This window comes from Mesorhizobium sp. M7A.F.Ca.US.008.03.1.1 (assembly GCF_003997495.1).
In the GTDB taxonomy this organism is placed as follows: Bacteria; Pseudomonadota; Alphaproteobacteria; order Rhizobiales; family Rhizobiaceae; genus Mesorhizobium.
Genome location: NZ_RZRU01000012.1, coordinates 24,706 through 46,343, shown reverse-complemented (window position 1 = coordinate 46,343; position 21,638 = coordinate 24,706). Strand labels below are relative to the sequence as shown.

The window sequence follows — 21,638 nt, the reverse complement described above, 5'->3', positions numbered from 1 at the left end:
AACCCGCGCCAGCCGTGCCAGCGCGGGTTCCCCAAATCAGAAATGCGAATGCTTGGGAAGCGCTGGTCTTAGGCGACAGCGCTTTCAAAAGCGTTCGGCGTGGTGTTCTTCAGATATTCGAGCGCCACCTTGGCCTTGGCGACCAGGGCCGCGAAAGCCTGCGGCTCGTGGATGGCCATGTCCGACAGGATCTTGCGATCGATCTCGATGCCCGACTTGTTGAGGCCGTCGATGAAGCGGCCATAGGTCAGGCCATGCTCGTGCGTCGCGGCGTTGATGCGCTGGATCCACAGCGCGCGGAACGAGCGCTTGCGGTTCTTGCGGTCGCGATACGCGTACTGCATCGACTTTTCCACCGCCTGCTTGGCGATGCGGATGGTGTTCTTGCGGCGGCCGTAGAAGCCTTTGGCGGCTTTCAGGACCTTCTTGTGCTTGGCGTGCGAGGTGACGCCTCTCTTTACGCGTGCCATGTCATGATCTCCTTAATAGCAATTCCAGGAAAAGTGCTTAGCGGTTTTCCGTTCGGAATTGCGTCAAACTAATGCGTGTCCGGACCGAATGATCTTATTTTGGCGAATGATGTTTTCCAAAAAGTCTGCAACTTTTTGGCATCGTTCCCTAGAGACCGTTCGGCAGAAAATTCTTGATGACCTTCTTGCCATCCGGTTCAGCCAGAACCATCGTGCCGCGGGCATTTCGAATGAACTTGTTGGAACGCTTGATCATGCCGTGACGCTTGCCGGCCGCAGCCGACAGGACTTTACCCGTACCTGTAATCTTGAACCGCTTTTTGGCGGCGGACTTGGTCTTCATCTTGGGCATTTTGCTACTCCGTATTGTGGGCGCACTATCGCGCTTCTTGTTCGCTTCGGGCCGACCAAAGCCCGAAAAGCAAATGAAACCGCCACGGCATGCCCTGCCGGGCGGTTTTCTTGAACGGCGGTGCTATACGTCAAAGACGGCCCACGCGCAACACCTGTCGAGATGCGGCGCTGTGTCTCGTCAGGGCAGCGTGAACCACACCGGCAATATGCCTGACTGCTGGGCGCCGTCGATCAATTCAAAGGCCGGCAGCGCGACGAGGAAGACCAGGCCGTCGAGCAGCGTGGTCAACAGCAGGCGCGGCTTGAAGTTTCCGGTATCGCCCTCCTGGTAGAGCGACAGTTTCGGGAAGAAGCGCGGCACCCGCGCCAGATAGGCCTGATACGGCGCGCCGAGCGCTTCCTTGAGGAACTTCTCCTCGCGCAGAATGACGATATGAAACGCCCCCGCGCACAAAAGCCCGAAGAGGATGATGCCGGAGAACGAACCGATCTGCGCGCCGACGCCGGCCGCGGCTACGGTCGAGAACACATAGAGCGGGTTGCGGGTGATCGAGTAAGGTCCTCCAGTCACCACTTCGGACGATTTGCGCCCGCCTATGTAGAGTGTCGACCAAAGGCGGCCGACGATGCCGAGGAAAATCAGCAGCACGCCGAACATTTCGATCGTCTCGTGCACGGCTGTGTCGGGCGGAAACGTCGATTGGCCAAATAGCAATGCGGCGAACAGCACGACCACGAGAACGGCAAGCACTATCCGGCGCGTATGCTGGTAGTTGCCCAGCCCGTGTTTGAAATCCTTGACGTCCGAAACCTTGACTTCATCGAGCATGGTAAATCCGATCGTCAGGAATTTTGCCGGCGATCGCAGCGTCTGAACAAGAAGAAGGCGTCCCGCCGATCGCCGGGACGCCTTGCGATGTGATTCAGGCGGATTTAAGCGCGATGGCCAAGCCTGACGTCATCGTGATCCTAGATACGCGCCGATGCAGATCTTAGCGCGGCGACAGCACCATCATCATCTGGCGGCCTTCGAGCTTCGGTTCCGCTTCGACCTTGGCAATGGTCGCCACTTCCTCGCGGACCTTGTTCAGAAGCTGCATGCCAAGTTCCATATGCGCCATCTCGCGGCCACGGAACCGCAGCGTCAGCTTGACCTTGTCGCCTTCCTCGAAGAAGCGGCGAACCGCCTTCATCTTGGTCTCGTAGTCATGGCTGTCGATGTTCGGGCGCATCTTGATCTCCTTGATCTCGATGACCTTCTGGTTCTTGCGCGCCTCGGCCGCCTTCTTCTGGTTGGCGTATTTCAACTTGCCGAGATCGAGGATCTTGACGACGGGGGGCACGGCATTGGGCGATATCTCGACGAGATCGAGCCCAGCCTCTTCGGCGAGCAGCAACGCGTCGTTGATGGAAATATCGCCGCGGTTCTGGCCATCGGCGTCGATAAGCTGGACCCGGGGAACCCGGATGTCACGGTTGGAGCGCGGGCCATCCTTGGTCGGCGCCGCTGCTTTGAAAGGTCTGCGAATGGTCGTGGTCTCCTTGGCCGTTTCGTTCAGGTTCGTCAGTCTTAATGCGTGGACGCGCAATGTGGTGAGCGCGCGGGCGGAGTCAATAGCACAGCATTGACAGAAAATCACCCTGATCGCTGCCCTGCACCAAACAAAGAAACATCGCGAGCACTTTTCGCCACGCCACCGGCTGTGCCACAAGACCGACGTTGAGGAAAAAGCCATGACTGTCACGCCCCCACTCTTTCTGGATGTCGACGGATCGCGCATTGCGGTGCGCCACGCTGCTGGCTCCGCGCCCGGCATCGTCTGGCTCGGCGGCTACAAGTCCGACATGCTGGGCACGAAGGCACAGACGCTGTCGGACTGGGCGGCAAGAGAAGGCCGCGCCTTCCTGCGCCATGATTATTCCGGCCATGGCGAATCCGGTGGCGCTTTTGCCGATGGCACGATTTCGACATGGCTTGCGCAGAGCCTTGCCGTGTTCCGGCATTTCACCAAGGGCAGGCAGATCCTTGTCGGCTCCTCGATGGGCGCCTGGATCGCGCTGCGCATGGTGCAGGAATTGCGTAAGGCAGGCGATAGCAACGTCGCCGGTCTGGTGCTGCTGGCGCCGGCTCCGGATTTTACCGCCGAACTGGTCGAACCGGTGCTGACGCAGGCGCAGAAGCACGACCTCGCCGAAAAAGGTTTCTTCGAAGAGCCGTCGGACTATTCCACGGAACCCTACATCTACACCCGCGCCCTGATCGAAGATGGGCGCGACAACCGGGTTATGACAGGTCCGATCGACACCCATTGCCCGGTGCATATCCTGCAGGGCCTGGCCGACGCGGATGTGCCGGCAAGCCATGCGCTGAAGCTGGTCAGCCTGCTGCCGGCGGACGACGTGACACTGTCGCTGATCCCTGACGGCGACCATCGCTTGTCGCGACCGCAGGATCTCGACATGCTGGTGGGGGCCGTCGATGCGATGGCGCAGAGGGGAGACTGATGCGCCTTTCCATTCCGATATCCGCCTTCGTCGCGGCGATCGTCGGCTTCGGCGGCACGCTGGCCATCGTCATCGCAGCCGCCAACGCAGTCGGCGCGACGCAGATCGAGACGGCAAGCTGGGTGACGACGATCTGCCTGGCCATGGCGATCGAGAGCCTGTGGCTGTCATGGCGCACGAAAATGCCTGTCATCACCGCTTGGTCGACGCCGGGCCTGGCGCTGATCGCGGCATCGAGCGGCTTTTCGATGGGTGAGGCCGTCGCCGCCTTCATCGTCACCGGCGTCCTTCTGATCGCCACCGGGCTGTTTCGGCCCCTGACGAAGCTGATCTCGAGGATACCGCCCTCCGTCGCCTCGGGCATGCTGGCCGGCATCGTCGTCACCTTCGCGCTCAATGCGGTGAAGACCATCCCTGTCGACCCGTGGCTGATCCTGCCGCTGATTGCCGCCTTCTTCGTCATCAGGCTGTTCAACCCAGCGCTGTCAGTGCTGGCGGTTTTGATCGGCGGTGGCCTCGCCGCTTTCCTCACCGGACGTGTCGGTGGCCTGCCGACACCGGAACTGTCGACGCTGACGCTGATTGCGCCTGATTTCACCGCCAAGGCGATGATTGGCCTGGCACTGCCGCTCTATCTGGTCACCATGGCCTCACAGAACCTGTCCGGGCTCGCCGTGCTGCGCGCCGCCGGCTACCATCCGGAGCCCGGCCCGCTGATCGGCGTCACCGGCCTGTTTTCGCTGCTGTCGGCGCCGTTCGGCGGCTCGACCACCAATCTGGCCGCGATCTCGGCGGCGATCTGCACCGGGCCGGACGTCCACCCCGATCCCGCCGAGCGCTGGAAGACCGGGCCGTTCTATGCGCTCGCCTACCTCATCTTTGCGATTTTCGGCGCTTCGCTGGTGGCGATCTTCGCCGTCCTGCCGCAGAGCCTGATCGTGCTGGTGGCGGGCCTGGCGCTGATGGCGTCGCTCGCCAACGCACTGTCGATTGCACTCAAGGAAGAGGGCGACCGCATGGCCGCCACCGTCACCTTTGTCGTCACCGCGTCGGGTCTGACGCTGTTCGGCGTTGGCGCTGCATTCTGGGGCCTGATTGCCGGGCTGGTCGTGCTTTTCCTCGATATGATCAAAAAGCGATAATCATTTCAGATGCTTGTCCGGATTTGGCGGACATTGTCTTGAATCGCCGTTTTTCTCTTCCCATTTCGATTCCACGCAGCCGGGTTTGGCTGTCTCCAACCGAAGGAATGGGAGAAAATGAACACATCCGCATTGATCCGTCCGGCCTGGACGCCGGCAACCATCGCGTTGATGGTTGTGGGTTTCATGGTGTTCTGGCCACTCGGCTTCGCCATGCTCGCCTACATCATCTGGGGCGACCGCCTCGATGGCTTCAAGCGTGACGTCAACCGCGCGACCGACGGCATCTTCGCCGGCTGCCGCCGCGGTTCCGACAAGGCTGCGCGCTGGGGCAATGGTTCCGCCCGCACCGGCAACGTCGCTTTCGACGACTGGCGCGAAAAGGAACTTGAGCGGCTGAACGAAGAGCGCCGGAAGCTCGACGAGATGCTGACCCAGTTCGACGAGTATGCCCGCGAATTGCGCCGCGCCAAGGACCAGGACGAGTTCGACCGGTTCATGGCCAACCGCAACAAGTCGACGGCTCCGACGAAGACCGATCCGGGCGCCGGAACGACGACCACCAAGCGTGGCAAGGGTTCGAACCTGCTTGACGACTGAGGCCTTGCGACAGTGCCAAGGTATGACGACGGCGTCGCGCGAGCGGCGCCGTTTCTTTTTTGTTCTAGTCGTTTTTCTCGAATCGCGTATCGTCCCGCCATGACTCTCGGCTTCTTCCGCAATCTGACAAAGCCCAAGCCCACGCCTGTCGTGGAGCGCGAATATTGCGTCGCCGGCCGCACGCTGCCGCTCAAGATCGTCGAGAGCGCCAGGGCGCGCCGGATGACGCTGCGCATCGATTCAGGCGGCCAGGGTCTGCGCATCACCGTGCCGCCAGGCCTGCGCCGCGGCGAGGTGGACAGGTTCCTCGAGCGGCACCAGGACTGGCTGGAGCAGCGACTGGCCAAGGTGCCGACCCGGCCACAGGTGCGGCCCGGCATCAAGATCCCGGTGCGCGGCGTGCCGCATCGCATCGTCCATGAACCGTCAAAGCGCGGCACCGTCACCGTGTCGCGCGACGAACGTGGCCCGCTCTTGATCGTGCATGGCGAGCGCATACATCTGCCGCGCCGCATCGCCGATTTCCTCAAGCGCGAGGCCAAGAAGGAGATCGAAAAGCTGGTGGCCAAACACACCGAGGCGCTCGGCAAGCGCGCCAAGGCTATCCGCTACAAGGACACGTCGAGCCGCTGGGGTTCATGCACCTCCGAAGGCAATCTGTCCTTTTCCTGGCGCATCATGATGGCGCCGCAGCCGGTCATCAACTACCTCGTCGCGCATGAAGTGGCGCATCTCAAGGAGATGAACCACGGTCCGAAATTCTGGAAACTGTGCGAAAAACTCTGCCCCGACACCGACCGCTGCAAGGACTGGCTGAAGCGCAATGGCGGTGCGCTGCAGGCGATCATGTTCGAGTAGATCGCTCAGTCGTCGTTGGCGGCGTTCAATTCCTCAGGCCGCAGTCCCTCATCGCCGTGATGCGGCCACGGCAGGAAATTGCGTTCGAATTCATCGCCGTCGAAATAGTCGAGCGCCCGGTGCGCTTCGGCGCCGTTGAAGGCGGCCTTGTCGATCAGGTGCGCGATCACCTCGCGCGCCTGCGCGATCTTCTGCCTGAGTTCGGCAATTGTCCTGTCGGCCATGATCGTACTCCCGCCGTGTGTCCTGTTCATCCATAGGTAGCGCCTTTGGCCGTGCGGGCAAACAGCATGCTTTTTCTCGACTCTTATCGCTTTTCATGGCAATTCCCGCGCCATGGCACTCGACATCAAGATCTGCGGCTTGAAGACCGACGGGGCAATGGCCGCGGCGCTGGCCGGCGGCGCCAGCCATGTCGGGTTTATCTTCTTCGCCAAAAGCCCGCGCTATGTCGAACCTGGCGAGGCTGGCCGTCTGCGCGACGCGGCGCGCGGCAAGGCGATGGCGGTTGCCGTCACCGTCGATGCCAGCGACGCCTTCCTTGATGAAATCGTTGCCAAAATGCAGCCCGACATGCTGCAGCTGCATGGCGCGGAAACGCCCGACCGGGTCGCTGGGGTCAAAGCCCGCTATGGCCTGCCGGTGATGAAGGCGCTGCCGCTCAGCGAGGCTGCCGATCTCGAGCGGATAAAGCCATTCATCGGCATAGCAGACCGGTTCCTGTTCGACGCCAAGCCGCCGAAAGACTCCGAACTGCCGGGCGGCAACGGCGTGGCCTTCGACTGGCACATCCTCGCCGGCCTTGACGGCAGCGTCGATTACATGCTTTCCGGTGGGCTCAACGCCGCCAATATCGGCGATGCCCTTCGGCTTGCCGACCCGCCCGGAATAGACATTTCCTCAGGCGTGGAAAGCGCACCGGGCGTCAAGTATCCGGCGCTGATCGAACAGTTTTTCCGGGCCGTCAGGGCCGCGCGGAAGACCCGCGCAGCCTGAGCGTGCTGTAAACGACAAGCCAGGAGATCGGCGATGAACAAGCCGGCGACACCCAATTCCTTCCGCACCGGACCCGACGAACAGGGCATGTTCGGCATTTTCGGCGGTCGTTTCGTTGCCGAAACGCTGATGCCGCTGATTCTCGACCTGGAGCGTCACTGGAACGAGGTCAAGAACGATGCGGATTTCAGGGCCGAGCTGACTGACCTTTCGACCCATTATGCCGGGCGGCCGTCGAAGCTTTACTTCGCCGAGGGGCTGACCAGGCATCTTCGTGAGGTTTCCTCGGCGAAGGGCCTCGGGGGCGGCGCAAAGGTCTATTTCAAGCGCGAGGATCTGAACCACACCGGTTCGCACAAGATCAACAACTGCCTCGGCCAGATCCTGCTGGCCAAGCGCATGGGCAAGAAGCGCATCATCGCCGAGACCGGCGCCGGCCAGCACGGCGTGGCGGCGGCCACGGTAGCGGCCCGCTTCGGCTTTCCCTGCGTCGTCTATATGGGCGCCACCGACGTCGCCCGGCAAAGCCCCAATGTTTTCCGCATGAAGCTGCTCGGCGCCGAAGTGCGGCCGGTGACCGCAGGCCACGGCACGCTGAAGGACGCCATGAACGAGGCGTTGCGCGACTGGGTGACCAATGTCGAGGATACTTATTACCTGATCGGCACCGCCGCCGGCCCGCATCCCTATCCGGAGCTGGTGCGCGACTTCCAGTCGGTGATCGGTATCGAGGCGCGGGCGCAGATCCTCGAGCAGGAAGGCCGGCTGCCGGACACCATCATCGCCGCTGTCGGCGGCGGTTCGAACGCCATCGGCCTGTTCCATCCCTTCCTCGACGACAAAGAGGTTCGCATCATCGGCATCGAAGCCGGCGGGCGCGGCCTCGACGGCATCGAGCATTGCGCCTCGATGAATGCCGGCGCGCCGGGCGTGCTGCACGGCAACCGCACCTATCTCCTGCAGAATGCCGACGGCCAGATCATGGACGGACATTCGATCTCGGCCGGCCTCGATTATCCCGGCGTCGGCCCGGAGCATTCTTGGCTGCGTGATTCGGGCCGCGTCGACTACGTGCCGATCCTCGACGACGAGGCGCTGGAGGCTTTCAAGCTGACTACGCGGGTCGAAGGCATCATCCCAGCGCTGGAATCGGCGCATGCCATCGCGCATGCGGTGAAGATCGTGCCTGCCATGGACAAGGACCAGATCGTCATCGTCAACCTGTCCGGCCGCGGCGACAAGGACGTGCATACGGTGGCTTCGATGCTGGGCATGGAGATCTGATCATGGCCACCCGCATCGATCGCCGCATGGCGAAGCTGAAGACCGAAGGCCGCCCGGCGCTCGTCACCTATTTCATGGGCGGCGACCCCGACTACGACACCTCTTTGTCGATCATGAAGGCATTGCCCAAGGCTGGCGCTGACATCATCGAGCTCGGCATGCCGTTTTCCGATCCGATGGCCGACGGCCCGGCGATCCAGGCGGCGGGCCTGCGGGCGCTGAAGGGCGGCCAGACGCTGGTCAAGACGCTGAAGATGGCGTCCGACTTCCGCGCCGGCGACAATGAGACGCCGATCGTGCTGATGGGCTATTACAATCCGATCTACATCTATGGCGTCGACCGCTTCCTCAAGGACGCGATCGCCAGCGGCATCGACGGGCTGATCGTCGTCGACCTGCCGCCGGAGATGGACGAGGAACTGTGCATTCCGGCGCTGAAAGCCGGCATCAACTTCATTCGGCTGGCGACGCCGACGACCGACGACAAGCGCCTGCCCAAGGTGCTGCAGAACACGTCGGGCTTCGTCTATTACGTGTCGATGACCGGCATCACCGGCTCGGCACTTGCCGACACCGGCAAGGTGGCGGCGGCGGTCAAGCGCATCAAGGGCCATACCGATCTGCCGGTCTGCGTCGGCTTCGGCGTCAAGACAGCCGAGCAGGCCCGGGTGATCGGCGCCAATGCCGATGGCGTCGTCGTCGGCACCGCGATCGTCAATGCGGTGGCCAATGTGCTGGGACCGAAGGGCGAGAAGACCGCCGACCCGGCCGAGGCCGTCGCCACGCTGGTCGGCGGCCTTGCGCAAGGTGTGCGCTCGGCCCGCCTTGCTGCTGCCGAATAGTTTCCCTACGTCTTTAGCCAATCTTCGTCAGGACAGGAGCCGAAGCGATGAACTGGATCACCAATTACGTTCGCCCGAAGATCAATTCGATGCTCGGCCGGCGCACCGACATGCCCGAGAATCTCTGGATCAAGGATCCGGAGACCGGCGAAATGGTGTTCCACAAGGACCTGGAATCCAATCAGTTCGTCATTCCGTCCTCCGGCCATCACATGAAGATCTCGGCCAAGGAGCGGCTGAGATTCTTCTTCGACGACGGCAAATACGAGACCCTCGACAACCCCAAGGTCATGCAGGATCCGCTGAAGTTCCGCGACGAGAAGCGCTATGTCGATCGGTTGAAGGACGCCAAGGCCAAGACCGGTCTTGAAGACGCGATCATCAATGCGCTGGGCACCGTCGAGGGCCTGCCTGTTGTGGTCACGGTGCAGGACTTCGCCTTCATGGGCGGCTCGCTCGGCATGGCCGCCGGCGACGCCATCGTGCACGGCTTTGAAGCAGCCCTGCAGCGCAAGCGGCCGCTGATCCTGTTTGCCGCCTCCGGTGGCGCCCGCATGCAGGAAGGTATTTTGTCCCTCATGCAATTGCCGAGGACCACGGTCGGCGTCGACCGGCTGAAGGAAGCCGGCCTTCCCTACATCGTCGTTTTGACCAACCCGACCACCGGCGGCGTGACGGCCTCCTATGCCATGCTGGGCGACGTGCACATAGCCGAGCCCGGCGCGCTGATCGGCTTTGCCGGGCCGCGCGTCATCGAACAAACCATCCGGGAAAAGCTGCCCGACGGCTTCCAGCGCTCCGAATATCTGATGGAGCACGGCATGGTCGACATGGTGGTGTCGCGGCTGGAACTGCGCGAAACCATCACGCGGCTGCTGAAGATGCTGCTCAAGCTGCCGGAGGAGCAAAAGCCGCTCGAGCCGGAAATCCTGCCGCCGGCAACAATACCGGCCGAGGCACGTCCGCAGGCCTGACGCGACAAGAAGCGCCGCGAACAGCGATTGCGCCTTGTCCCCGGCGCGCTGTAGCTTTTTGAATTGGCATGGCCCTTTGTGAAACCGATTCTGGTTTTTCCTGGTCATGCGCAAGGATTGCGCCATGACAACGCTTGCCGCCGACCGCGAAATCGAAGCCCTGATGGCGCTTCACCCGAAAGGCTTCGACCTTTCGCTCGACCGCATTTCGCGGCTCCTGGAGCGGCTCGACAATCCGCAGGACCGGCTGCCGCCGGTCATCCACATTGCCGGCACCAATGGCAAGGGTTCGTGCGCCGCCTTTTCGCGCGCCCTGCTCGAGGCGGCGGACTACCGCGTCCATGTCCATACCTCGCCGCATCTGGTCAACTGGCACGAGCGCTACCGGCTGGCCGCCGATGGCGGCGGCAGGCTGGTCGAGGACAGGGTTTTCGCCGATGCCATCGCCCGCGTCGCCAGGGCCAATGAAGGCGAGACGATCACCGTCTTCGAGATCCTCACTGCGGTCACCTTCCTCTTGTTTTCCGAACACCAGGCTGACGCCGCCATCATCGAGGTCGGGCTCGGTGGCCGCTTCGACGCGACCAATGTCGTCAAGGAGCCGGCCGTATCGGTGATAATGCCGGTGTCGCTCGACCACGAGGCCTATCTCGGCGACCGTGTCGAACTGATCGCGGCCGAAAAGGCCGGCATCATCAAGCCCGGCTGTCCGGTGGTCATCGGCGCGCAGGAGAGCGAAACGGCACTGCAGGTGCTGATTGAAACCGCCGAGCGGCTTGAATGCCCCACCTTCGTCTACGGCCAGGATTTCCTTGCCTTCGAGGAAAACGGCCGCATGGTCTACCAGGACGAAGACGGCTTGATGGACCTGCCGCCGCCCAGGCTGCCCGGCCGCCACCAGTTCGCCAATGCGGCGGCGGCGATCGCCGCGGTCAAAGCGGCCGGTTTCGAGATCAGCCATCGCGCCGCCGAAAAGGCGATGATCAATGTCGCCTGGCCCGGCCGCATGCAGAAGCTAATGCAGGGCCGGCTGGCCGAACTGGCGCCCAAGGGCGCCGATATCTGGCTCGACGGTGGCCACAATCCGGGCGCCGGCGTGGTGGTCGCCGAAGCGTTGGCCGAGCAGGAAGAGAAGAACCCGCGTCCGCTGTTCCTCATTTCGGGCATGATCAACACCAAGGACCAGAGCGGCTATTTCCGTGCCTTCAAGGGCCTCGCCCGGCATGTCTACACGGTGCCGGTGAGCCTCAGCGAGGCCGGCGTGCCTAACGACGAACTGGCGATCCGCGCGACGGAAGCCGGGCTGACCGCCGAGCCGGTGAGTTCCGTCGCCAGCGCGCTGATGCTGCTGCGCGACACCTGGGACGGCCCGTCGCCACGCATCCTGATCAGCGGTTCGTTGTATCTGACCGGCGCGGTGCTGGCCGAGAACGGCACGCCGCCGACCTGAGGTCGGATTTGCGAGGAACCCGTCATGATCACGGTCAAGCAGCTCGCTCACGTCTGCATCTTCGCGCATGATCTGGAAGCAACGCGAAGCTTCTATCGCGACGTGCTCGGCCTCGACACGCAGTTCAATTTTCTGCGCGATAGCAAGATCTTCGGCTTCTACCTAAATTGCGGCGGCAGCAGCCATGTCGAGGTGTTTCAGAAGGACGGCACTGCATACAGTGAGCAGAACCAGATCAACCACTTTTGCCTTGAGGTTGAAAACATCGACGCGGCGATCGCCCATATCAAATCGAAAGGCGTCGATGTCACGGACAAGAAGCACGCCTGCGACGACACGTTTCAGGCCTGGATACGCGATCCCAATGGCGTGAAGATCGAGCTGTTCGAATACACCGAAAAAAGCGCGCAATTCGTCGGAGGCGATCGTATCGCCGACTGGTAACCGAGCCTGCCGGCCCTGACGGCTTACTTCAACTCGATCTCGATAAAGGCGTATTCGCCCTCATTGGCATTGATGACGTCGTGTTCGACGCCTTCCTTGCGGAAATAAGGCGCGCCCTTCTTCATCTCGGCAAAGGATTCGCCGTCCTTGGTCAACAGCTTCACCTTGCCGTCCATCAGCGGCACGACGACGTAGTCGTGGCCATGGCGGTGCCAACCGGTGTTCTCGCCCGGCGCGAAGCGGTACTCGGTGACGATGACGCGCTCATTGTCGATGAAGACGGTGGCCTTGGCGGATCCGGTCATGGGGTTCTCCTGTCTCGCTCAAGCAGATGACATGGAGTGCCCGGACGCGAGAGCCAGAGCCACGCACCGATGACGCCAACAAAAAGCCCGGCGCGAGGCCGGGCTTGATATCAGGAATTTCAGATCGATCAGGCGAGGTTGCCATTGATCCAGTGCGACAGCGCGGTCTTGGGCGCGGCACCGACCTTGATGTCGGCCATTTCACCGCCCTTGAAGATCATCAGCGTCGGGATCGAGCGCACGCCGAACTGGGCGGCAAGCTCCGGATTCTCGTCGATGTTGAGCTTGGCGATCTTCACCTTGGCGCCGAGTTCGGTGGCGATGTCTTCGAGCGCCGGCGCGATCTGCTTGCAGGGGCCGCACCATTCCGCCCAGAAATCGACGACGACCGGTACGTTGGCGTCAAGCACGTCAGCCTGGAAGTTGCTCTTGTCGACCTTCACGGTTGCCATATGGAAAAATCCTTCTGAAAGTTTTTTGTCCCACCAAATGTGGTGGTGATCGCGCCCTTCTTCAAGCAGGTGTTGTGTCACGCTCCCGTGAGTCGAGCAAGGGCGTCGTCCATGGCGCTGGCCGGCAGTTCGATCAGCCGCGGCGCCTCGGTGAACAGCAAGGCCGCCTTGACCGTGCGACCGGGATAGAGCGGCTGCAGCAAGGCGCGATAGAGGGCGAGTTGGAGCAGGTAGGCCGGCGGCACCTCGGCCAGGGAGGCTGGCGCCGGCCGGTTGGTCTTGTAGTCGACGATCGACACACTGTCGGATGTCACCGCCAACCGGTCGATCTTGCCGGAAATCGAGCGCTTCTTGCCCTTTACGTCCAGGCTGCCCATGACCGCGACCTCGGCACGCGACGATGGCGCAAACAGCTGACCGAAGCTGACGTCGGCCAGGATTGATGTGACCGAAGCCAATGCCTTTTCACGCTCTGATGGAGGCCAGCCCGCGCCCGTCCGTGCGAGATAGCGCTCCGCCGCGCCCTGGCGCTCGGGCTCGGCAATGCCGGGCAGCATCTGCAGTAGTTTGTGGAGAGCCAACCCGCGCAGCACCGCAAAGCCCGGCTCGGCATCGGCGTCGAGCACCGGCGACGCCTTGTCGACCACGGCTTCCTTGCCCTCGTCGATCAGCGCCGAGGCGCCGGATGGCGACAGCGGACGCGGCAGGTCCTCGAAAGGCGGCAAGGGGCGAAACAAGGTTGCCGGCAATGGCCCGAAACCCTCGGCCTGCCGTATCTGCTCAGCGGAACTTGGCGCGACGGGCGGCAGCTTCGTCACACAGAAACGATGCACAGGCTCACCGCCGGCGGGATGCGGACGTTGTTCGCTCTCCGGAGCGCCGAGCAGCGCACGGCTGACGATCGAGTGCCAGGTGCCGGCGTTCGGCGCCCGCTTGCCGTGATAGCCGCAGACGATCAGCCGGTCCTCGGCACGGGTCATGCCGACATAAAGCAGCCGTCGGTATTCATCATCGGCGAGTTCTCGTGCCCGCGCTGCCGCTGCTTTGGAAAAGCCGTTGGCGACATCGCTGGCCGAGCGCCAAAGATAGCCCTTGCCGTCCCAGTTTGCGCCGGAGCCGTCGAAGGGCATCAGGCGTGGCAGATGCTGGTCGCTGAACGGAGCAGAGCCGCCATCGACCAGGAACACGACCGGCGCTTCCAGACCCTTGGCGGCGTGCACGGTCATGACCCGGACCTCGTCGCGGGTCTGATCCATCTCGCGCTTGATTTCGGGACCGGCATTTTCCAGCGTCGACAGGAAGGCTTCCAGCCCCGGCAGGCCGGTTCGCTCCTCGGCCAGGCAGAAGCTCAGGAACTCGTCGAGAATGTCGCCGGCTTCGGGCCCAAGCCGCGCGATCATCTTGCGGCGCATGCCATCGCGCGCCAGCAGGCCAGCGTAAAACTCGAACACCGGTTTGAAGGCGGCCTCGTTCGTCCATATGTCGAGTTGCGCGAGGATCTTCGCCAGTCTCTCGCTTTCGCCGGCGTGCTGGCGCAGCGATGCGATCAACGACAGGCCAGCCGGCCTCTCCGCCGCGAGCGCGAAAAGCGTCTCTTCCGGCAGATCGAAGATCGGGCTGCGCAGCACGGCAGCGAGCGACAAATCATCCTGCGGCTGGATGAGGAGGTGACCGAGCGCGATCAGGTCCTTGACCGCGATATGGCCGGGCAGGCTCAGCCGGTCGGCGCCGGCAACCGGAATGTCGCGGCGTTTGAGCGCCCGGGTCAGCGCATGGACGAAGCGATCGCGCTTGCGCACCAGCACCAGCACATCGCCCGGCCGCAGCCGCTTGCCGCGGCCTTCGATGATTTCGCCACTGCCGATCCAGCCGGCGATGGTGGCGGCGACGTTCTCAGCCAAGCGCACCGCCGGCGCGTGCGCATGGTCGATGGCTTGCGTCCAGTCGTCGGGCTCATCGACGACATCGGCGCCGACTGACGGCCACACCTCGACATAGCCCGGTGCGTCGGTGCGGATCGCCTGGTGGCGCAGCGGATCGGGATCATGGCTGATGCCGCGCCTCACGCTTGCGTCGGCGAAGACGCGATCGACCGCGGTCAGAACGTCGTCGGTCGAGCGAAACGACCAGGTCAGCTTGAGGTCGGCAAAAGACGCCTCGGCGTCACGCACTCGTCCGGCGAACAACAGCCGGCTGTCGGCGAAGGAGTCCGGGGCAGCCCCCTGGAACGAATAGATCGACTGCTTCTCGTCGCCGACGGCGAAGACCGTGCGATGGACCCTATCGCGCGCGCCAAGGCCGGCAAAGAATTCTTCCGCCAGCCGTTTCACCACTTCCCATTGGTCCGGACTGGTGTCCTGCGCTTCATCGAGCAGGATATGGTCGATGCCCTGGTCGAGCTTGTACTGCACCCAGGGGCCGGCGTCTGGCCGCGCCAGCAGGTTGACGGTGCGGGTGATCAGGTCGTTGAAATCGAGAAAGCCGCGGCTGCGCTTCAGCATTTCGTAGCGGGCGATCAGCCAGTCGGCGATGGTCAGCGCGGCAGCCGTGCCTTCCAGCATCCGGAACAGGGCGAGCCGATCGGTGGTTTCGACGATGGCGCTGGCGGCCGAGAGATAGCGCTCCGCCAGATCCGGCAACCGGTCGACCAGGGCCTTCTTGAAGGCCTTTGCCGGGTCGTAGGCGTCGCCATCGGTCTTGAGGAAGGCTCGCGCGAGCAGTTGCAGGCGGCGAATGGGATCGCCCTCGGCAAAAGCCTGCCGCGCATAGGGCAGGATGTTGTTCAGCACCGATCTGGCGTCGGCGGCCTCGGCGGCGTGGGCAAAGCCGGCAAAATAGTCGGGCAGGAAGCCCGGCAACGGCCATACCGAAGCGGCTATGCCTTCGGCCGTCTGGCCTGGATGGAAATGGAATTCGTCGAACAGGGCCTGGAAGCGCGCGCCATCACGCCCGACGGCGTCGATGAAATTGCGCAAGCCGTCGCGCTTGCGCACGATCTCACCCAGCAAGGCGTCGAGCCCGGCTTCGCCGCCCCAATCGAGAATGGCGGCAAAAGCCTCGGCCAGATCCCTGTCACCGGCGGATGTGCCGGAAATCATGTCGCGGCGCGCCGCGGCAAACAGCGACGCTTCCATCTGGCCGTCGAGCATCTCGAAATGAGCCGGGATGTTGGCCTCCAGCGGAAACTGGTGCAGCACCGATTCGCAGAAGGCATGGATGGTCTGGATCTTCAGCCCACCGGGCGTTTCCAGCGCCTCGGCGAACAGGCGCCGCGCCCGGCGCATGGTCTCGAGATCGGGCCGGCGCCCCTCCAGAGCCTCGACCTTTGCCGCAAGGTCGGCGTCACCGAGCGTCGTCCATTCCGACAGCGTCGAGAACACACGGTTCGACATGTTGGCGGCAGCGGCGCGCGTATAGGTCAGGCACAGGATCTTCGACGGATCGGTGCCGCGCAGCAGCAGCCGGATGACGCGCTGAGCCAGCACATGGGTCTTGCCGGAGCCGGCGTTCGCCGACACCCAGGCGGAATTGCCGGGATCGGCGGCGCGGGCCTGACTAGAGGCGGTGTCGCTGGGGATGGGATAGGCCTTCTTCATGCCTCCCCTCCCTCGTCGCCGGCATCGCCGCCCGCCGACCATTCGAGCACGCGCGCAAGATGGTCGTAGTCGCCGTCGGTCTCGCCCTCGCGGAACGGCAGCGCGCGCGACAAATAACCGGTCGCCGGGTCGGCATAGTGGATCAAAAGCTTTTCCAGCCGCGCCCAAGCCTCTTCGGCAAGATCGGTCGCGGTCCGCGGCTGGCGGTTGTGTTCGAGGATGGATTCCTCGAACACCTCGCCATTCGGCTTCAGCCTGATGAAGGCCAGTTGCGAGGGCTCGCGTGAGCCCAGATCCTTGAAGGCGCCGCGTCTGAGCAGCGCGCCCTCCAGCGCCAGCTGCGGCGCCAGCAGTGTGTGCGCCTGTGCCTTGGACGGCGAGGAACCGGTCTTGTAATCCAGTATGTCGGCCATGCCGCCGGCCAGCAAGTCGACCCGGTCGGCGTAGCCGGACAGCGTCACGCCGGACTGGCCGACCACGGTCTTGCCGGCGCGCTCCTCGGCATGCCGCCGGATCACCGCGTCGGCGCGCGTGCGCTCCCACTCGATGATGTTGGCGGCGAGTTTTTCGAAACGTGGCCACCACACGGCCTCGACATCGGCCGGAAGTGCGGCTTCGGCGAAACAGGCGCGGCCGGCGGCGATGAGGCCGGTGAGCGCATCGGGCGCGCGCGGATCGGCGACACGCGCCGAGAACAGGTGCAGGATGGCGTGAAACAGCGTGCCGCGCTCGGCGGCTCCGGGGTCGCGAATAACCGGATCGAGCGGCATCAGGCGGAGGATCCGTCTTGCATAGACGGCATAGGGGTCGCGACGCAGGGTCTCGATTTCAGTGACCGAGAAATGCGTCGGGCGCACCGACAAGGGCGGCTTCGGCTGCGGCCGTGGCGCGAAATCCTGTTTTGGACCCGTATCGAGGGCGCGCGCCCAGGCGAGCAGTTCGTCGCCACGCCGGCGCAATTCCGCTGCCTGGTCGCTGCCGATGAAGGTCAGCAGCCGCTGCAGCCAGCGCGACGGCACGGCGGGTGCGTCGCCGGCCCGCGCCGAGCGGGAAAGCACCACCTTCCTGGCGCCCATGGCCATCTGGAAATCATGCGCGGCAAGGCCGATGCGCCGCTCGGGCGGTTCGAGGTCGATGCCGGTCTTCATCAGCCGCGACATGAAGCGGTCGCTCTCGGGCTTGCGCGGCCATACGCCCTCATTGAGCCCGCCGATGACCAGCGTATCTACCGTCTGCAAGCGCGCTTCCAGCGCGCCCCAGATGGCGATGTTCCGGTCGGTGCCTTGTGCCGGCTTGACCGTTTCAGGCGCGATCAGCGCCGCCATGATATCGGGCCATTCGGTCGCCGCGAAGGACAGCGAAGCCGAAGCCGCGACCAGCCCGCGCAGCAGTTCGGCAAGCTTCTCGCCGGCGTCACCGGCATAGAGTTCGCCAAGGCCGCCGTCGGCGGTTCGGCCGAGATTTTCGAGTGTGACGACACTGGCCCTGACCAGCGCGGCAAGGTCGGCGTCAGCCTGGCCGCGAAACGCCGCGAGCGGCGCCAGCGCCTGCTTGAGACGTTCGAGCAAATTCCGCGCAATTTCGATAGAGCGCACGGTCAGCCGGGAAAACCAGAAGGGCTGCCGGCTGCCGGCACCCAGGCCGGTGAGGCGGGCTTCGAACAGTTCCGGCAGCGAAACGATGTCTGGGCGACCAGTTCCGCCGCGCAGCGCCACCAATTCGATCAGCTCCGCCGCGTGGCGCACATCGGCCCGTTCCAGGCCGAGGCCAAGCAGCGGATGCTTGAGCAGCGACAACAGGCCAACCGGATCGCCTGGCCTGAATAATGCCTCGAGCGCCAGCCTGAGCAGACTGGCCGCCGGGGTGTTGGCGAGCGGCGTGCCACCGGAATCGTCGGCGACGACGCCGAAGCGCTGGAGCTCGATCGAGACGCGCCGCGCGAGCGCGCGGTCGCCGGTGACGAGAGCCGCCCTTTGGCCCGGGTCCTCGACGGCTCGCTTGAGCGCGACGGCTATGGCAACGGCTTCATCGCGTTCGCTGGCGGCTTCGAGCAAGGTCACCTCGGCGAAGGCGCCGGCAATGTCGGACGCCGGGAAACCGGCACGTGTCTCGGCCCAGAGTTCGGTGGTTTCGGCCGGCCGCAGCGCTTCGCCGACAAGGGCAGCGCGAAGCGCAAGTCGCGGTTCGGCCACGCCAATCTCCTCGACGTCGCCGCGCAATACGCCGATCTTGCCGATCAGCCTGGCCAGGCCATATTGCGGGTGGCCGAGTACGGCTGGACGCGCGCCAGGCGCGGCAATCGCCTGGAACGACGCTTCGTCCAGCGTCCGGTCGAGGCCGGGCAGCACGATGGCGCCGCCGGGCAAGCGCGCGATCGCGGCAAGCAGTTCGGCCGTGGCGGGGGTCGAGCCGGTCGAGCCTGCGGCTATCACAGGCCCCGCAGGCGGATTGCGCTGCAGCCGGACCGCCTCGGCGCGGATCAGCGCGCTGCGATGCGCGGCCGGATTGGAGCGATCGCTCTCTTCAAGGAATTTCGGCCAGGCTTCGGTGACGATGCCGAGGAATTCGAGCGTCACCTGCCACCATCCGGCAAGGTTGCCGGTCACCAGATCGGTGAGCTTGGCCCAGTCGGTGCCTTCCGTCTCGATCTCGTCCATCAGCCGGGCGAGATCGCGCGCCAGCCAGATCGCGTCGGCGGTGGAAGCCGGAATGACGATCTCCTCGGCGAAAAGCGCGGCGACATGCGCCGGCAGCCGGCGTTTCCAGGCCCGAACGAGCGGCGTCAGCAGCAACAGGCGTTCGCTCGCCGCGATCGGCGGCGCGAGATCGATGGCTGCCGATGCCTCGGTCTCGAATGCGGCCTCATCCTCGTCGAACTCGCCGAGCGGACGGATGACCGGCAGGATCGCCGAGCCGCCGCCGCCACGTGCCCCCAGACTGTCGACGAAGACACCCCGCAAGGCACGTGCGGCGCGGCGCGTCGGCACGTAGATGGTGACATCGGCCAAAGCGAGCGGGTCGCCGTCAAATCGAAACCCCGGAACAAGACGGCCGGCAAGCAGCGCCTCGGCAAGCGTCGGCAGAAACGGCGCTCCGGGCGGGATCGAGAAAACGCGGCTGGAGCCGCTCATTGCGACTCGATTAGCGCACCGGCGACCGCCGCTTCCGCGAGCGGTACGGCATCGGGCGTGCCGACGGTGATCCAGTGGCCATGCATCGGCATGCCGAACAGGCGCCCTGCGGCGGTGGCGGAATCGAAATAGGCGTTGAGCGAGTGCGGCCCGGCCGGTGCGCCCTTGAACAGGCGCGGATGGACGATCGCCGCCCCGGCATAGATCAGCCCCGCCGGGTCCCCCTTTGAACGCCGCAAGCCGCCGTCCGGCGCCACCAGGAAATCGGTGCTGCCGCAGTGTCCGGTCGCCTGTTGGAGATCCGCCAGCATCAACAGAATATCCATTTTCGCCGCGTCCCATGCAAGGGCGAGGCGCTGGAGATTGTGAGGACCGTCATCGATCCAGAAGGTGTCGGCGTTGAGGATGTAGAAGGGCTGATCGCCCAGTTCCGGCAACGCCTTGACGATGCCGCCGGCGGAATCGAGCAGTTGTTCGCTCTCATCGGAAATGACGATTTTTGGCGCGGCGCGCGCGGCGACATGGGCGACGATCTGTTCGGGAAAGTAGTGAACGTTGACGACCGCCTTGCCGACGCCGGCGGCTGCCAGGCTGTCGAGGCTCCAGTCGAGCAACGTCTTGCCGGCAATCCTGACCAGCGGCTTGGGAATGGTGTCGGTGATCGGCCGCATGCGTTTGCCAAGGCCGGCGGCAAGTACGATGGCGGTGTCCGGTCCTGCTGTCACAGCGCTCGCTCCTCCAGCAAACCGTGAGCGTCGTAGAATTCGCGCAGGCTTGCCAACGCCGGATGAGACAGGGCCCGGCGCAGATAATCGCGGATGCGCGGCAGGTGCTTCAGATAATAGGGCTTGCCGTCGCGTTTTTCGAGGCGGACGAAGATGCCGAGGATCTTGGAATTTCGCTGCGCCGCCATGATGGCGTATGATTCCAGGAAGCTTGCCTCGTCGAAAGCGCCGGCTGCGTGGCGCGCCGCGACGTAGGCATCCAGCGTCTTTTTCTCGATCTCGGGCGACATCGTAACACGCGCGTCCATGGCGAGCGAGGCGACGTCATAGGCGGACGGGCCGATCAGCGCATCCTGGAAATCGACGATGCCCAGCCGATCATGCCCTGAACGGTCGCCGCGCCAGATGATGTTGGGCGAATGGAAGTCACGCAGCATCAGCGTGACCTCGCGGCCATGCAGCCGGTCGAGCAGCATGTTCCATTGCTTGTGGTAACCGGCGCGCAAACTGTCGCTTGCCGGAGCGCCAGTGATTGCCGGCACATACCAATCGACCAGCAGATCGGCTTCGATCATCATGGCTTCGCGGTCGAAAGGCGGCACCTCGTGGAAGCCGCCTAACCCTGTTTCCAGGCGCCGGGGCCAGATCCTGCCATGCATCATGGCCAGCAGCTCGGCCGCCGCCGCGCAGCGCGCGGGCAGCGGCTGGCCATCACTGCCGAGAAACCCTTCCGAACCAAGATGTTCGAGCAAAAGAAAGCCTTGCTCCTGATCCTCGGCATGGATTTGCGGAACGCTGACGCCGCCTGCCTTCAAGACGCGGTCAATGGCGACGAAGGCGGAGACCGATTGGGCGGTGTGCGCGATCTCGGCATAGGGCTTGCCGTCGCGCACAGGGGGACCGAGAACCAGCCGTGGCGAGTTCATCAGGACCCGCGGCTTCTGGTCCGGCAGCGAAACAATCTCGTAGGAGCGGGCCGAAGCATCGCCAATGAAATGGCGGCGCTGCGCTTCCGCCCAGCCGGCGCTCACGAGAAAGTCGCGCATGGCCAGCGACCGTGCGGCCCGATCGAAGGCAGGTCCCTGCCCCGACAATCGCGCCAACCGACCGTCGCCATGCTGGATGAGCTCGATAAGGACCGTGGATTTCGGCAGATGGACTTCCGCGCGTTCCGGCCATTCGACCAAAGCAGCACCCTGCGTCAGGGCTTCGTCGAAACCAAGTTCATCGAGCTCCTCCGCCGAGGACAGGCGGTAGAGATCGAAATGATGGACCGGAATGCGGGTGTCGTAGCTCTGCACCAGCGTGAAGGTCGGACTCGGAACGTCGAGGCCGGCATCGTCGGCCAAGGTCCTGATCAAGGCCCGCGCCAGCGTCGACTTGCCGGCGCCCAGATCGCCCTTGAGGGCAAGCACGTCGCCTGGGCGCAGCGACAGCGCCAGATCTTCGCCCAGCCGCGCTGTGTGGGTCTCGTCGGCGAGTATTCGCTCCAGCACCAGTCCGGTCATCG

Annotated in this window: 21 protein-coding genes; 10 read left to right on the top strand and 11 right to left on the bottom strand. The window is 64.1% G+C overall.

Annotation, left to right across the window (positions count from 1 at the left end; all coding sequences use genetic code 11):
• Positions 1-68 precede the first annotated feature (68 nt).
• The 4 genes from rplT to infC all read right to left on the bottom strand — a co-directional run bounded on the left by rplT (position 69) and on the right by infC (position 2,353).
• Positions 69-470, bottom strand: coding sequence for a 50S ribosomal protein L20 (gene rplT, locus EOA16_RS17955; RefSeq protein ID WP_023672281.1), 402 nt, complete (start codon positions 468-470; stop codon positions 69-71).
• Positions 471-618: 148 nt separating this feature from the next.
• Complete coding sequence (rpmI, locus tag EOA16_RS17950) at positions 619-822, bottom strand: 50S ribosomal protein L35 (RefSeq protein WP_006201248.1); 204 nt, start codon at positions 820-822, stop codon at positions 619-621.
• A gap of 180 nt (positions 823-1,002) precedes the next feature.
• On the bottom strand, positions 1,003-1,653 hold the full coding sequence (locus EOA16_RS17945) for an isoprenylcysteine carboxylmethyltransferase family protein (RefSeq protein WP_127259470.1): 651 nt from the start codon (positions 1,651-1,653) through the stop codon (positions 1,003-1,005).
• A gap of 163 nt (positions 1,654-1,816) precedes the next feature.
• The gene (gene infC, locus EOA16_RS17940) at positions 1,817-2,353 is read right to left on the bottom strand and encodes a translation initiation factor IF-3 (protein WP_023810608.1); all 537 of its coding nucleotides are present in this window, start codon (positions 2,351-2,353) and stop codon (positions 1,817-1,819) included.
• 205 nt (positions 2,354-2,558) lie between these two features.
• On the opposite strand from infC, the gene EOA16_RS17935 reads away from it, so the two are divergent.
• From EOA16_RS17935 to EOA16_RS17920, 4 genes are all read left to right on the top strand, one after another.
• Positions 2,559-3,329, top strand: a complete 771-nt coding sequence (locus EOA16_RS17935; RefSeq protein ID WP_127259469.1) for an alpha/beta hydrolase — start codon at positions 2,559-2,561, stop codon at positions 3,327-3,329.
• Positions 3,329-4,471 (top strand): benzoate/H(+) symporter BenE family transporter, encoded by a 1,143-nt coding sequence (locus EOA16_RS17930; protein WP_127259468.1) that lies wholly within the window; start codon positions 3,329-3,331, stop codon positions 4,469-4,471. The genes EOA16_RS17935 and EOA16_RS17930 overlap by 1 nt, the downstream gene beginning before the upstream one ends.
• Positions 4,472-4,588: 117 nt before the next feature.
• Positions 4,589-5,071, top strand: a complete 483-nt coding sequence (locus tag EOA16_RS17925) for a DUF2852 domain-containing protein (RefSeq protein WP_023810611.1) — start codon at positions 4,589-4,591, stop codon at positions 5,069-5,071.
• Between the two features lie 99 nt (positions 5,072-5,170).
• The gene (locus tag EOA16_RS17920) at positions 5,171-5,929 is read left to right on the top strand and encodes a M48 family metallopeptidase (protein ID WP_127259467.1); all 759 of its coding nucleotides are present in this window, start codon (positions 5,171-5,173) and stop codon (positions 5,927-5,929) included.
• 5 nt (positions 5,930-5,934) lie between these two features.
• Here the strand turns inward: EOA16_RS17920 and EOA16_RS17915 are convergent, their stop codons facing one another.
• Positions 5,935-6,153, bottom strand: coding sequence for a hypothetical protein (locus tag EOA16_RS17915; protein WP_127259466.1), 219 nt, complete (start codon positions 6,151-6,153; stop codon positions 5,935-5,937).
• Between the two features lie 112 nt (positions 6,154-6,265).
• Here EOA16_RS17915 and EOA16_RS17910 point away from each other — a divergent pair, with 112 nt between their 5' ends.
• The 6 genes from EOA16_RS17910 (at position 6,266) to EOA16_RS17885 (ending at position 11,919) form a co-directional block, all read left to right on the top strand.
• Positions 6,266-6,925: a phosphoribosylanthranilate isomerase gene (locus EOA16_RS17910; RefSeq protein WP_127259465.1), complete on the top strand. Its 660-nt coding sequence runs from the start codon at positions 6,266-6,268 to the stop codon at positions 6,923-6,925.
• Positions 6,926-6,958: 33 nt separating this feature from the next.
• A complete protein-coding gene (gene trpB / locus EOA16_RS17905; protein WP_127259464.1) occupies positions 6,959-8,209 on the top strand; it encodes a tryptophan synthase subunit beta in 1,251 nt (416 codons plus the stop codon).
• 2 nt (positions 8,210-8,211) lie between these two features.
• Positions 8,212-9,051, top strand: a complete 840-nt coding sequence (gene trpA, locus EOA16_RS17900) for a tryptophan synthase subunit alpha (RefSeq protein ID WP_127259463.1) — start codon at positions 8,212-8,214, stop codon at positions 9,049-9,051.
• Positions 9,052-9,098: 47 nt separating this feature from the next.
• Positions 9,099-10,025: an acetyl-CoA carboxylase, carboxyltransferase subunit beta gene (accD, locus tag EOA16_RS17895; RefSeq protein ID WP_127259462.1), complete on the top strand. Its 927-nt coding sequence runs from the start codon at positions 9,099-9,101 to the stop codon at positions 10,023-10,025.
• A 124-nt stretch (positions 10,026-10,149) separates the two neighbouring features.
• Entirely contained in the window at positions 10,150-11,475 is a 1,326-nt protein-coding gene (locus EOA16_RS17890) for a folylpolyglutamate synthase/dihydrofolate synthase family protein (protein WP_127259461.1), read from the top strand.
• A 24-nt stretch (positions 11,476-11,499) separates the two neighbouring features.
• A complete protein-coding gene (locus EOA16_RS17885; RefSeq protein ID WP_127259460.1) occupies positions 11,500-11,919 on the top strand; it encodes a VOC family protein in 420 nt (139 codons plus the stop codon).
• 23 nt (positions 11,920-11,942) lie between these two features.
• On the opposite strand, the gene EOA16_RS17880 is transcribed toward EOA16_RS17885, so the two are convergent.
• The 6 genes from EOA16_RS17880 to tsaE all read right to left on the bottom strand — a co-directional run bounded on the left by EOA16_RS17880 (position 11,943) and on the right by tsaE (position 21,636).
• Positions 11,943-12,224 (bottom strand): cupin domain-containing protein, encoded by a 282-nt coding sequence (locus tag EOA16_RS17880; protein ID WP_013528325.1) that lies wholly within the window; start codon positions 12,222-12,224, stop codon positions 11,943-11,945.
• 128 nt (positions 12,225-12,352) lie between these two features.
• Positions 12,353-12,676: a thioredoxin gene (trxA, locus tag EOA16_RS17875; RefSeq protein WP_127259459.1), complete on the bottom strand. Its 324-nt coding sequence runs from the start codon at positions 12,674-12,676 to the stop codon at positions 12,353-12,355.
• A 77-nt stretch (positions 12,677-12,753) separates the two neighbouring features.
• Complete coding sequence (gene addA, locus EOA16_RS17870; protein ID WP_127259458.1) at positions 12,754-16,272, bottom strand: double-strand break repair helicase AddA; 3,519 nt, start codon at positions 16,270-16,272, stop codon at positions 12,754-12,756.
• Positions 16,269-19,403, bottom strand: coding sequence for a double-strand break repair protein AddB (gene addB, locus EOA16_RS17865; protein ID WP_127259457.1), 3,135 nt, complete (start codon positions 19,401-19,403; stop codon positions 16,269-16,271). The genes addA and addB overlap by 4 nt, the downstream gene beginning before the upstream one ends.
• Positions 19,400-20,128 carry a nucleotidyltransferase family protein gene (locus EOA16_RS17860; protein ID WP_127259456.1) on the bottom strand — a complete coding sequence of 243 codons (729 nt, stop codon included), beginning with the start codon at positions 20,126-20,128 and terminating at the stop codon, positions 19,400-19,402. The genes addB and EOA16_RS17860 overlap by 4 nt, the downstream gene beginning before the upstream one ends.
• The gene (gene tsaE / locus EOA16_RS17855; protein ID WP_127259455.1) at positions 20,125-21,636 is read right to left on the bottom strand and encodes a tRNA (adenosine(37)-N6)-threonylcarbamoyltransferase complex ATPase subunit type 1 TsaE; all 1,512 of its coding nucleotides are present in this window, start codon (positions 21,634-21,636) and stop codon (positions 20,125-20,127) included. Before tsaE ends, EOA16_RS17860 begins: the two co-directional genes overlap by 4 nt.
• Positions 21,637-21,638 lie beyond the last annotated feature (2 nt).

Bases quoted from the DNA above. Each gene is read 5' to 3' on its own strand.
- rplT (WP_023672281.1), bottom strand. From the start codon at position 470: ATGGCACGCGTAAAGAGAGGCGTCACCTCGCACGCCAAGCACAAGAAG.
- rpmI (WP_006201248.1), bottom strand. From the start codon at position 822: ATGCCCAAGATGAAGACCAAGTCCGCCGCCAAAAAGCGGTTCAAGATT.
- EOA16_RS17945 (WP_127259470.1), bottom strand. From the start codon at position 1,653: ATGCTCGATGAAGTCAAGGTTTCGGACGTCAAGGATTTCAAACACGGG.
- EOA16_RS17935 (WP_127259469.1), top strand. From the start codon at position 2,559: ATGACTGTCACGCCCCCACTCTTTCTGGATGTCGACGGATCGCGCATT.
- EOA16_RS17930 (WP_127259468.1), top strand. From the start codon at position 3,329: ATGCGCCTTTCCATTCCGATATCCGCCTTCGTCGCGGCGATCGTCGGC.
- EOA16_RS17925 (WP_023810611.1), top strand. From the start codon at position 4,589: ATGAACACATCCGCATTGATCCGTCCGGCCTGGACGCCGGCAACCATC.
- EOA16_RS17920 (WP_127259467.1), top strand. From the start codon at position 5,171: ATGACTCTCGGCTTCTTCCGCAATCTGACAAAGCCCAAGCCCACGCCT.
- EOA16_RS17915 (WP_127259466.1), bottom strand. From the start codon at position 6,153: ATGGCCGACAGGACAATTGCCGAACTCAGGCAGAAGATCGCGCAGGCG.
- EOA16_RS17910 (WP_127259465.1), top strand. From the start codon at position 6,266: ATGGCACTCGACATCAAGATCTGCGGCTTGAAGACCGACGGGGCAATG.
- trpB (WP_127259464.1), top strand. From the start codon at position 6,959: ATGAACAAGCCGGCGACACCCAATTCCTTCCGCACCGGACCCGACGAA.
- trpA (WP_127259463.1), top strand. From the start codon at position 8,212: ATGGCCACCCGCATCGATCGCCGCATGGCGAAGCTGAAGACCGAAGGC.
- accD (WP_127259462.1), top strand. From the start codon at position 9,099: ATGAACTGGATCACCAATTACGTTCGCCCGAAGATCAATTCGATGCTC.
- EOA16_RS17890 (WP_127259461.1), top strand. From the start codon at position 10,150: ATGACAACGCTTGCCGCCGACCGCGAAATCGAAGCCCTGATGGCGCTT.
- EOA16_RS17885 (WP_127259460.1), top strand. From the start codon at position 11,500: ATGATCACGGTCAAGCAGCTCGCTCACGTCTGCATCTTCGCGCATGAT.
- EOA16_RS17880 (WP_013528325.1), bottom strand. From the start codon at position 12,224: ATGACCGGATCCGCCAAGGCCACCGTCTTCATCGACAATGAGCGCGTC.
- trxA (WP_127259459.1), bottom strand. From the start codon at position 12,676: ATGGCAACCGTGAAGGTCGACAAGAGCAACTTCCAGGCTGACGTGCTT.
- addA (WP_127259458.1), bottom strand. From the start codon at position 16,272: ATGAAGAAGGCCTATCCCATCCCCAGCGACACCGCCTCTAGTCAGGCC.
- addB (WP_127259457.1), bottom strand. From the start codon at position 19,403: ATGAGCGGCTCCAGCCGCGTTTTCTCGATCCCGCCCGGAGCGCCGTTT.
- tsaE (WP_127259455.1), bottom strand. From the start codon at position 21,636: ATGACCGGACTGGTGCTGGAGCGAATACTCGCCGACGAGACCCACACA.